This window comes from Robertkochia marina (assembly GCF_004799345.1).
GTDB classification, from domain to species: Bacteria; Bacteroidota; Bacteroidia; order Flavobacteriales; family Flavobacteriaceae; genus Robertkochia; species Robertkochia marina.
This window is the reverse complement of sequence record NZ_SSMC01000002.1, coordinates 1-11,669: the sequence shown is the minus strand read 5'-3', so window position 1 is coordinate 11,669 and position 11,669 is coordinate 1. Positions and strand designations below refer to the sequence as shown.

Genomic DNA, 11,669 nt, shown 5'->3' with positions numbered 1-11,669 from the left:
GTGAACAAGACGAATCTTTTAGCCCTGATCTTCTTTACGATTGCTTTTGGTCTTAAGGCCCAATTCAATGAATCACCCATCCTGAATCTTGAGAACGAAGACAAGAAACTGCTTAACTGGGGGTACTACCTCGGATTAAACCAGTACGGATTCAAGATCGACTATAAAACCAATGACGGCATTTACATACAGGAGGGCAAGTCAACCGGATTCAATGTAGGTCTGATCGGAGAGTTGCGACTGAACGATTATTTTGACCTTCGTATAGAGCCCGGCCTCTATTATACGCAGCGGGATCTTGGTTTTCCTAACTTCAGTAATGAAAATGATTTTTTACGAGAGATCAAGTCTACCTACATCCACATTCCTTTACTGCTAAAAGCCAGCACAAAACGTCTGGGCAATTTTAAACCCTACATTGTTGGCGGGTTATCAACCTCTTTTAACCTGAGCAGTGACGAGAACAGCAGGGAGGATAATTCTACCGGAACTTTCAGAATGACCACCAATACTAATTATTGCGAAATCGGGTTTGGTATTGATTTCTACCTGTATTATTTCAAATTCTCTCCCTCTATCAGAGGGGTGTTTGCCCTCACAGATGAACTGGTTCCTGACGCCGACCCGAACAGTCCGTGGACAGGGAACATCAACAGTTTAAAAACGAGGGCCGTTTTTATAAATTTCACCTTTGAATAAGATCAACCGGGGTGATTTCTTCTGAACTCACTTAGAATTATCGCGGTGGCTGTTGCTACATTTAGACTTTCTGTTTCCTGTTGCACTCCAAATTGTGGGATACTGATAACCCCGGAGGCTTGAGCTCGTATTTCAGGAGAGATACCATTGGCTTCATTACCCATCACAAGGATCAATTCTTCCGGCCATTGGCTCTTATAAACAGACTCACCATTCATATCGGCAATAAGCACCGGCCTGGTATCAGATCGTAAATAATTCTCAAGATCCGTATAGATCATGTTTACCCTGGTCAAAGACCCCATGGTAGCCTGCACCACCTTCTGGTTATAACAATCAACTGTACTTTCAGAACATACGATCTGTTCGATCCCAAACCAATCACTCAATCGTATAATGGTACCCAGGTTGCCCGGATCACGCACATCATCAAGAGCCAGGGTAATGCCGGTTCGGGAAGCAAGTGATGACTCCGGAATCCGGAATACTCCCAGGAGGCCTGCAGGGGTCTTCAGTCCGCTCATTTGCTTCATTTGCTGGGGAGTTACCACAGAGAGCGCAGCGTTTACATCTTTATGATCTTCAGGTGTATCGGTATACACTCCGACACAGTCCAGTGACGATTTTAACAACTCCCCCACACATTTGCGGCCTTCTGCCACGAACATGCTATTTAAGTCCCGGTACTTTTTTTGACGTAAGCTTTTTATTAGTTTTATCTGACTTTTACCAACCATTGAATTAATGTAGTATTTTTGAGCATTCATAAACCAATTGCCCGATTGAAGAACCTCCTTGTAAAAATAACGGTATTTCTGTTATTAACCCTGATAGCCTCCTGTAATGCTGTTAAAAGAGTTGATGACGACCAATACCTGCTGCGCAAAAATACAGTCTTTGTAAACGGAGAGCGACTGAAAGACCCGGAGGTTGAAGGCATTCCCCTGCAAAAACCGAACACGCTTACCAGGCTTCATGTATACAACCTGGCAAAGCCTAACTCAGATTCCATTTACGATGCCCGGTTAAAAGCAGACCTGGCTGTTCCCGATTTCAGACAACGCCTGTTATCTGCAAAACAGTTAGCCCAGGCCACCAGTTATAAAAAACGCTTCCACAATTGGTTACGCACCACCGGGGAGCCTCCGGTGATCATCCAGGAAGATCTGACCAAGCGAAGTGCAAGACGCCTGAAACAATATTACGACAATAAGGGTTACTTTAATTCTGAGGTGACCTTTGAAAGAGACACGGCCGACTACGGAGAAAAAAAGGCAGGCATTAAGTACTACGTCGAAACAAAAGCCCCGTATATTCTTGATACCATTAAAACCTATATCCCCTCGGCCCCGGTAGACTCCATCTACAAACTTCATAAAGACAAATCCTTTATCAAGGCTAATGAGCGTTTTGACCTGGCAAATTTCAGCGCAGAAAGAGAACGACTCAATCGGCTGTTTCTGAATTCAGGTATTTATAAGTTCCAGTTCTCCAGCATAGGATTCGACCTGGAAGCCGATACCCTGGCTACCTCAGACGACAAAAGAATGCCGGTTACCATCGCGGTAGACGATATGGTTACCCGGTCTGGAGACACCCAAACGGTGCGGCCCTACAAGGTTCACCATATAGAAGAAGTAAATATTTTTGCTGATCACGCCTTTGGCACAACCCCGACAGACAGTATTCACCATGATGGCTATGTGATCTGGTTCCGGGATAAGTTAAAATACAAGCCCAGCGCCCTTACCGATGTAATGGCCATCACCCCGGGAAACATATACCGTGATGACGACCGTACACTAACGGCGAGACAGGTGGGTAACCTGCAAACCTTTAAATATCCGAACATCAATTACGAATACCTGGAATCGAGTGACTCCTTACTGAAGAGCAATATTTACCTTTCTCCCCGAAAACGGTTTTCCCTGGGCTTCAATCCGGAGGTAACCCACTCCAATATTCAGGATATCGGGGTCTCTTTTTCGACCTCCCTGGTAAGCAGAAACATCTTCAGAGGAGCAGAGATACTCGAATTCGCTCTCAGAGGTACCGTAGGTTCTTCCTCTGAATTGAGTAATACCAGTAACAATAACTTTTTCAATATTGCAGAGCTGGCCGGAGATATTGCCCTGAACTTTCCCCGGGTGGTTTCCCCCGTAAATACTTCCAAATGGATCCCAAAATATATGATTCCTCAAACAAGGATGTCAGTGGGAAGTATCCTTCAAAAAAATATCGGGCTCGATAAGCAGAGTCTTAACGGAATTCTCAGGTATAACTGGACCCCCAACAACTACCGGAAAAATATCTTTGAGCTCTTCAACATACAGTATATTCGAAACCTCAATACAGAGCGCTACTACGAAGTATACGGAAACAGCTACAACGACCTTAATGATATAGCCGGGGGTTATCGGACCGATCTGCCTGAGAGCTATTTCAATGAGGATGGAGCGTTGATCATTCCGGAAGGTACCGCCGCCTTTACAAATGATGTTTTAAATAATGACCTGACCGTAACTACCGATGAATTGGCAGAGGTAAACCGAATTGAAGAACGAAGAAAACGTCTAACGGCCAACAACCTGATACTTTCTTCGAATTTCACCTGGTCTAAGAACAACAGAGATGGTTTCCAGGACACGAATTTCTACTCGTTCAGAACAAAACTGGAACTGGCCGGGAACACACTTTCCCTTCTTTCTAATGTGTTGGATTTTAATCAGAATGAAGATGGCAAAAACCTGGTGTTCGGGGTGCAATACTCTCAATACGTAAAGACAGACTTTGACTATATCAAATACTGGAACCTTTCCGGAAGCCAGGTACTGGCCTTTCGCAGTTTCCTGGGCATCGCCATACCCTATGGTAATGCAGAAAGTATTCCGTTTCTTCGCTCCTATTTTGCAGGAGGATCTAACGACAACCGTGCCTGGGAGGCCTATTCCCTGGGCCCCGGACGTGTTGAAAACCTGAATGATTTTAATGAGGCCAACCTCAAAATAGCGCTAAACCTCGAGTATCGCTTTGGTCTGATCGGGCAGTTTAAAGGAGCGGTTTTTGCCGATGCCGGAAACATCTGGAACGTACTTGACAATGTAACCCAGGAAGAGGCAGTTTTTGAAGACCTGAGCTCACTTACTGAGATCGCTCTTGGAACAGGGTTTGGTCTTCGCTATGATTTCAGCTACTTCGTTTTTCGATTTGATATCGGTTTCAAAACCTACAATCCGGCTTACGACACCGAAAACCGATGGTTTAACGACTATAATTTCGGGAATGCCGTATACAACATTGGTATTAATTATCCTTTCTAAGCGCTCTAAATTTATTACTTTTGCAAGGTCAATTAATCAACTTAATACTGTAAAATCAATTCTATGAGTCTAGATATTCAACCAGGGGTAGCCACAGGCGACGATGTACAAAAGATCTTCGAACACGCTAAAAAACACGGTTACGCCCTACCGGCCGTGAATACAATAGGCAGCAATAGTATTAATGCGGTGATGGAAACCGCAGCAAAACTAAACTCTCCGGTAATTATTCAATTTTCCAATGGTGGTGCACAATTTATCGCCGGAAAAGGTCTTGGTAATGAAGATCAAAAAGGAGCTATTGCCGGTTCTGTAGCCGGTGCCAAACACGTACACGAATTAGCCAAGGCTTATGGAGTTGTAGTCATTCTTCATACCGACCACTGCGCTAAAAAACTTTTACCCTGGATAGACGGTCTTCTTGATGCTAGTGAGGAACATTTCAAAGAAACAGGAAAACCGCTTTTCAGCTCTCATATGATCGACCTCTCTGAAGAACCCATCGAGGAGAATATCGCTATTTGTAAAGAATACCTTGCCCGAATGGATAAAATGGGCATGACCCTCGAGATCGAATTAGGGATTACAGGAGGGGAAGAAGACGGTGTAGACAATACCGATGTAGATGATTCTAAGCTATACACCCAACCTGAAGAAGTGGCCTATGCTTATGAAGAGCTGCTTAAGGTGAGCCCTCGTTTCACGGTAGCTGCTGCCTTCGGTAATGTTCACGGGGTGTATAAACCGGGTAACGTAAAACTGACCCCGAAGATCCTTAAAAATTCACAGGAATACATTTCAGAGAAATACAATGTTCCTCATAACACCATCAATTTCGTTTTCCATGGAGGTTCAGGATCCAGCCTTGAAGAGATCAGAGAATCTATTGGTTACGGGGTTATTAAAATGAATATTGATACCGACCTGCAATACGCATACCTGGAGGGTGTACGCGATTATGTTCTGGGTAAAAAAGATTACCTTGCCTCCCAGATCGGGAATCCGGAGGGAGAAGATGTACCTAACAAAAAATTCTACGATCCAAGAGTTTGGTTACGAGAAGGAGAAAAAACCTTTGTAACCCGACTGGAAAAAGCATTTGAAGACCTCAATAATATTAATTCAATAAACAAATAATCTCCGCCCCCTACGGGCGGCTAAATTTTAAATCCTACAATAATGGCTTGGTTTAAAAGAAAAGAAAAGGGGATTCAAACCGCAACCACCGAGAAGAAAGACACTCCAAAAGGGTTGTGGTATAAATCGCCTACAGGAAAAATCGTTGAAGCCGATGAGCTTGCCAAGAACTATTACGTAAGCCCCGAAGATGATTACCACGTACGTATTGGCAGTAAAGAGTATTTTGAGATCCTGTTTGATGACAATAAATACAAAGAACTGAATGCAGACCTGGAATCTCTGGATCCGCTCAAGTTCGAAGACACAAAAAAATATACCGAGCGTTTAAAAGACGCAAAGAACAAAACCAACCTGAAAGATGCCGTTAGAACTGCGGTAGGTAAATCAAAAGGCAAAGACCTGGTGATTGCCTGTATGGACTTTTCTTTCATTGGTGGTTCTATGGGAAGTGTTGTAGGTGAAAAGATCGCCCGGGCTATTGATTATTCTATCAAGAAAAAGATCCCTTTCATGATGATCTCAAAATCGGGTGGTGCGCGAATGATGGAAGCAGCCCTTTCACTAATGCAGTTGGCCAAGACCAGTGCTAAACTGGCACAGCTGGCTGAAGCCGGAATTCCTTATATCTCTCTTTGTACGGACCCAACTACAGGAGGTACTACTGCATCATACGCTATGCTGGGAGATATCAATATTGCAGAACCCGGAGCATTGATCGGTTTTGCCGGCCCAAGGGTGGTTAAGGAGGCAACAGGGAAAGATCTTCCCGAAGGATTCCAAACCTCAGAATTTCTTCTGGAACACGGATTCCTGGATTTCATTTCTCACCGAAGAGATCTGAAAAACAAGGTAAACCTTTACCTTGACCTGATCCAGAACAAACCGGTAAGAGAATAATAGTTTTTCTTTATAACAAAAAATGCCCTCCGATCGGAGGGCATTTTTTTATATCATTTTTCAGGAAGTTCTTAGCGAAGTTCAATTTCTTTTGAACGGCCTCCTGATGTAGTTAACATGGCCTTATTATCACATTGACCCTCACCAAAGTTCATGGTGGCCGAAAACTCTCCTCTGGAAATTGCCAACTCACCGGAAACAATGAAACGGCAGGCCCACTCACGTCGTAGTTTATCTGTGATCTCCATCATATAGGTTCCCAGTTCAGTGTCATTCAGAAAACTGGTTACCCTTCTGTTTCCCCCTATCAATACCACATTATCTCCCCAGCTTTCACTCCCAAAGCCCTGGATCCACTCTCTTGTGGTTACCCCGGTTACAACAGCATTAAGGCCACTTGGATGAGAAACCGTTAGCTCTGTATCTACTTCAGACATCGGGAAACCTTCCGACCCGGCAGCAGGCCAGGTTCGTACAATAGCCTTACGCCCGGCGATCAAAAGATCGTTCACGCCCAGGTTTTCAGTTTCAACAACAATATCTGCACGACGCATTTCTGCATCCCAGATATAACTTACGAACATTTGACCGGAATACACTACCCCGTTAGCCATTGGGCATCCTTCGCCAAAGTCTAGGGTCTTGTTCACCTTATTACCAACAATTTCTTCCGTAATGGCAACACACTCAGGAAGTGCAACACGTTGAAGGGCCGATCCTTTAGGCGAAGAAAATTCATCAACAACCACGGCAGCAGCAATATCATCAATTTGATCAGACAGCGCCTCTGCCTGGGCGTTCACCTCTATATCCAGAACAGGAATTTCGGCATCCTCCAGGAGGGTATCACTTTCTTCAGTACAAGAAGTCCATAGCACGGCTGAAAAAGCCAATGCAGGAATAATAAATTTAGTTTTCATAGTAAATAAGTTTAATTATTTAAGAATTAGGACATTGGTAAATATAATAAGTTTAAACGTAACGGAAATAAAAATATTATTTATCTTTGCAGCCTTGTTAGTAAAAGTTACTGGCAAATACATAAAAATCATTTAAAGAATATTGGCATGTATTTAACTAAAGAAGTAAAAGCTGAGATCTTCAAAAAGCATGGTGGTAGCGAAGGCAACACCGGATCTGCAGAAGGTCAGATCGCGTTATTTACGCATCGAATCAATCACCTTACCGGTCACCTTAAAAAGAACCGTAAGGATTTTAACACTGAACGTTCACTTGTTCGTCTGGTAGGTAAAAGAAGAAGTCTTCTTGATTACCTGAAGAAGAAAGATATTGAAAGATATCGTGCGATCGTAAAAGAATTAGGATTGAGAAAATAAGAAAAAGGGGGCAGTTTGCCCCCTTTTTTCTTTTCCCTGTCGATAAATTAAACGTATCTTACGACTGTTTTATAGCTTTTAGGCCGTAACTATCACAAAAAAGCTCAAATTACATAGTTTTTCATTGGGTAACCACAACAACTACACAACAACACAACACCCACTGTACTTTGTACAGCACCCTTATTTAATAACAACCCGTTTTTAGCGGGTTTTAATGAAAAACTTTATGATTCCTGAAGTACACAAAGAAATTATTGATTTAGGAGATGGCAGGACCATTTCTATTGAAACAGGGAAATTAGCTAAGCAGGCAGACGGTTCTGTTGTTATTCGCATGGGAGATGCCATGTTACTTGCAACCGTAGTTTCTGCCAGAACCTCTAATCCGGATATCGACTTCTTACCCCTTACTGTAGATTATCGCGAGAAATTTGCAGCTGCCGGTAGATTTCCCGGAGGATTCTTTAAAAGAGAGGCACGTCCCAGTGACCAGGAGGTTTTAACCATGCGTTTGGTTGACCGTGTATTGAGACCCCTCTTCCCTAAGGACTACCATGCAGAAACACAGGTTATGATTCAATTGATGTCTCATGACGACGAGGTGATGCCTGATGCCCTTGCAGGGTTGGCTGCTTCTGCAGTGATCCAACTTTCTGACATTCCATTCGAATATCCTATCTCTGAGGTGCGCGTTGCACGTGTTAATGGTGAATTTATCGTTAACCCCAGCAAATCTCAGCTTGATGAAGCCGATATTGATATGATGGTAGGAGCCTCTGAAGACTCTGTTGCCATGGTAGAAGGTGAAATGAAGGAGGTATCTGAGAAAGAAATGGCAGATGCCATCAAGTTTGCTCACGAGGCCATTAAAGATCAGATCGAGGCTCAAAAACGCCTTGTTGAAAAGGCCGGAGGTAAGAAACCTGTTCGTGAATACGAAGGTGAGAAAGAAAGCGAAGAAATGGAGAAAAAGATCTTCGATTTCGCTTACCAAAAGTGCTACGACATTGCAAAGGCCGGAACTTCAAAGCAAGAAAGAGGTGAAAAGTTCGCAGAGGTAAAAGAGGCTTGTGAAGCTCTTTTCACTGAAGAAGAACTTGAAGAGAACGGAGACCTGGTTGGTAAATATTTCGGAAAAACTCAAAAAGAGGCCGTAAGACGCCTGATCCTTGATGAGGGTATTCGTTTAGACGGAAGAGCTACCGATGAGATCAGACCTATCTGGTGTGAAGTAGATTACCTTCCTTCTACCCACGGTTCAAGTATTTTTACAAGAGGAGAAACTCAGGCGCTTGCTACCGTAACCCTTGGAACCTCTAAGCAGGCCAACGTAATTGACCTGCCTACAGAACAAGGAGAAGAGAACTTCTACCTTCACTATAACTTCCCTCCATTCTCTACCGGAGAAGCACGCCCTATCAGAGGTACTTCCCGAAGAGAGATCGGACACGGAAACCTGGCACAACGTGCACTAAAAGGAATGATCCCTGAAGATTGTCCTTACACCGTACGTGTAGTATCTGAAGTACTTGAATCTAACGGTTCTTCTTCTATGGCTACGGTATGTGCCGGAACTATGGGACTAATGGACGCAGGGGTACAACTTAAGAACCCCGTTTCTGGTATTGCCATGGGACTTATTACCGATGGTGAGAAATACGCCGTGCTTTCTGATATCCTTGGCGATGAAGATCACCTGGGTGATATGGACTTTAAAGTAACCGGTACAGAGAACGGAATCACTGCCTGTCAGATGGACATTAAGATCAAAGGACTTTCTTATGAGATCCTTGAAAATGCTCTTAACCAGGCCAGAGACGGAAGACTGCACATTCTGGGTAAACTTACCGAAACCATTGAAGCACCAAGAGCTACGGTTAAAGCTCATGCACCTAAGATCGTTACTGTTAAGATGCCCGGTGAATTTATCGGAGCTCTTATCGGACCTGGTGGTAAGGTTATCCAGGAACTTCAAAAGGAAACCGGTACCGAGATCGTTATTAATGAAGAAAACGAAATGGGTATCGTTGAGATCCTTGGAACTGATCAGCAGGGTATCGACAAGGTTATTGCCAAGATCGATTCATTGACCTTTAAGCCTCAGGTAGGTGAAACTTACGAGGTACAGGTGATCAAGATCCTTGATTTCGGAGCCGTTGTAGAATATGTAGAAGCACCGGGCAACGAAGTACTGCTTCATATCTCTGAACTGGCATGGGATCGCACCGACAATGTTACCGATGTGGTTAATATGGGAGATGTATTCGATGTTAAGTATTTCGGAATCGACCCTAAGACCAGAAAAGATAAGGTATCAAGAAAGGCCCTATTGGAGAAACCTGAAGGTTATAAGGAGCGCGCTCCAAGACCAGGTGGAGGAAACCGTGACAACAGAGACAGAGGTCGCGACAACCGAAACAGAGGCGGACGTGATCGCGATAACCGTGGCGGTGGCAACAGAGACCGCAACGACCGAAACAGATAATTCTGTTCTTAAATAAATGAAAAGCCCGGCAATTGCCGGGCTTTTTTAGTTCTGAGCTTTTATATATGCTATTACACCGTTAAGCGGTTAGAAAGAACCACCCCGCTCCTTTGAAGCACCCCTCCTTTCCAAGGCGGGGGTATTTCTAACTCTTGGTGAAATTAGTTAAAGAAGCCTTCTTCTTAACAAGCAATTCAGAAGTAACATCCCCTTCCCATTTTTTAAAGGGGAAGGTGTCAATGCCAAAGGCATTGACGGAAGGGGTTACTGCACCACCTCCAAAACCATAAAGAAATGGGCCATGGCACCGCCAAGCACAAACATATGCCAGATAACATGCTGAAAGCGGAGTTTCTTTAAAAGGTAAAAGATAACCCCGGTAGAATAGAAAGCACCTCCCAGGAACATCAGGAATATGGCCTGATCTGAAAGAGCTGCACTCACACTGCCCCAGTAAAACACAATGAGCCACCCCATGATCAGGTATAGCAGTACTGAAATCACCTGAAATCGTCCGGTAAAAAAAATCTTCAGTAATGTACCTCCAAGCACCATACTCCAAACGATCCAGAAAATAGTTAGTCCAGGACCATTGTAAAGCGATACCAAAGCAATAGGCGTATAGGTGCCGGCAATAAGGAAATAGATACTGATATGATCCATTTTTCGCCAGGTCAGTTTCTTCTCTTTATCGGTCACATAATGATAAATAGCCGAGGAGGAAAATAGAAGCACCATGGAAAGTCCGTAGATCACAATACTTAAACTACTCAAAGTAGTTTTACCACTATCGTTAAAAAACAATACAAATAAACCTACGAAGCCCAGCACGGCTCCAAGAGCATGAGAGTAGGTATTCCATTTTTCTTCCTGAAGACTTTGAGGGCGCATATTGGGTTACGGGTTACGGGTTACGGGTTACGGGTTACGGGTTACGGGTTACGGGTTACGGGTTACGGGTTACGGGTTACGGGTTACGGGTTACAAAAATACGGGTTTATAAGGTCTTATTTTTAGAGAATTTGAGATTGTGTTTTTAATAAACTCTTGTTTAAGGAGCCCTCATCCGATTTGGCGTAGCCAAATTTCCCCATGCCAGCTGGCGCGCGGAATAAATCTTAATTTTCAAGTCCCAAATTCCAAAGATTTATACGTCTTCGCGAGGGGCTGCCCTGCAGACCTGTGGCGATCTCCCAATTATGGTACTGGGGTTATCAGGGGATTCTTCAAAAAGGGCTATTCAGAAGCAAAACCGGAGGGGTGAGCCAGTGCTTTTAAGCCCTGATGTTTTAATGAGAAGATCGCCACGCTCTCCCGAAGTATCGGGATCACTACCACTGACGGATTTAAAATCTCTATTGAAATAGTTTATAAAATGTGGCTCCCCACCTTGGACAGGGAGGGGTGGCTCAGGGTGCAACCCTGAGACGGGGCGGGTTGATTTAGGTTGAAATATCACACAACCCCTTCCGACCCCGACTCTTCGATGGTTATCTAGAGCCGGCGCCACCTTCCCCTGACCAGGGGAAGGAGCCCGTTGTTGTTTTAATTTTCAATCAGTCATCATCCTCCACAAGAAATCCAATTTCAGCGGTCTCGCGAAGACGATACTTGTTACTTGCCTGTCAAGCCGCAGGCATGGTCACCCTTGACTATAGTGTATAAAAAAAGCCCCTCACTTTCGTGAAGGGCTTTCAAAGAAGGCGGCGACCTACTCTCCCACTTTCGTAGTACCATCGGCGCTGTCGGGCTTAACTGCTCTGTTCGGAATGGGAAGAGGTGAGCCCC

General features: G+C 44.1%; 9 protein-coding genes and 1 rRNA gene. 6 read left to right on the top strand and 4 right to left on the bottom strand.

What is annotated here, in order from left to right:
- Positions 1-699 carry a type IX secretion/gliding motility protein PorT/SprT gene (porT, locus tag E7Z59_RS06600; RefSeq protein WP_242015662.1) on the top strand — a complete coding sequence of 233 codons (699 nt, stop codon included), beginning with the start codon at positions 1-3 and terminating at the stop codon, positions 697-699.
- Between the two features lie 2 nt (positions 700-701).
- Here porT and E7Z59_RS06595 read toward each other — a convergent pair whose 3' ends face one another.
- The gene (locus E7Z59_RS06595; RefSeq protein WP_136335534.1) at positions 702-1,436 is read right to left on the bottom strand and encodes a TrmH family RNA methyltransferase; all 735 of its coding nucleotides are present in this window, start codon (positions 1,434-1,436) and stop codon (positions 702-704) included.
- 45 nt (positions 1,437-1,481) lie between these two features.
- Between E7Z59_RS06595 and tamL the strand changes: the two genes are divergently transcribed.
- The 3 genes from tamL (at position 1,482) to accD (ending at position 6,056) form a co-directional block, all read left to right on the top strand.
- Complete coding sequence (tamL, locus tag E7Z59_RS06590) at positions 1,482-4,019, top strand: translocation and assembly module lipoprotein TamL (RefSeq protein ID WP_136335533.1); 2,538 nt, start codon at positions 1,482-1,484, stop codon at positions 4,017-4,019.
- Between the two features lie 63 nt (positions 4,020-4,082).
- Positions 4,083-5,156 (top strand): class II fructose-bisphosphate aldolase, encoded by a 1,074-nt coding sequence (fbaA, locus tag E7Z59_RS06585; protein ID WP_136335532.1) that lies wholly within the window; start codon positions 4,083-4,085, stop codon positions 5,154-5,156.
- Between the two features lie 42 nt (positions 5,157-5,198).
- Positions 5,199-6,056, top strand: a complete 858-nt coding sequence (gene accD, locus E7Z59_RS06580) for an acetyl-CoA carboxylase, carboxyltransferase subunit beta (protein ID WP_136335531.1) — start codon at positions 5,199-5,201, stop codon at positions 6,054-6,056.
- A 71-nt stretch (positions 6,057-6,127) separates the two neighbouring features.
- On the opposite strand, the gene E7Z59_RS06575 is transcribed toward accD, so the two are convergent.
- Positions 6,128-6,976 (bottom strand): hypothetical protein, encoded by an 849-nt coding sequence (locus E7Z59_RS06575; protein ID WP_136335530.1) that lies wholly within the window; start codon positions 6,974-6,976, stop codon positions 6,128-6,130.
- A 147-nt stretch (positions 6,977-7,123) separates the two neighbouring features.
- Here E7Z59_RS06575 and rpsO point away from each other — a divergent pair, with 147 nt between their 5' ends.
- Both rpsO and E7Z59_RS06565 read left to right on the top strand, forming a co-directional pair.
- Positions 7,124-7,393 (top strand): 30S ribosomal protein S15, encoded by a 270-nt coding sequence (gene rpsO, locus E7Z59_RS06570; RefSeq protein WP_136335529.1) that lies wholly within the window; start codon positions 7,124-7,126, stop codon positions 7,391-7,393.
- A gap of 229 nt (positions 7,394-7,622) precedes the next feature.
- Positions 7,623-9,881, top strand: a complete 2,259-nt coding sequence (locus E7Z59_RS06565; RefSeq protein WP_136336293.1) for a polyribonucleotide nucleotidyltransferase — start codon at positions 7,623-7,625, stop codon at positions 9,879-9,881.
- Positions 9,882-10,145: 264 nt separating this feature from the next.
- Here E7Z59_RS06565 and trhA read toward each other — a convergent pair whose 3' ends face one another.
- Both trhA and rrf read right to left on the bottom strand, forming a co-directional pair.
- Complete coding sequence (trhA, locus tag E7Z59_RS06560) at positions 10,146-10,772, bottom strand: PAQR family membrane homeostasis protein TrhA (protein ID WP_136335528.1); 627 nt, start codon at positions 10,770-10,772, stop codon at positions 10,146-10,148.
- 807 nt (positions 10,773-11,579) lie between these two features.
- Positions 11,580-11,669, bottom strand: a 5S ribosomal RNA gene (gene rrf / locus E7Z59_RS06555); the annotation flags it as partial.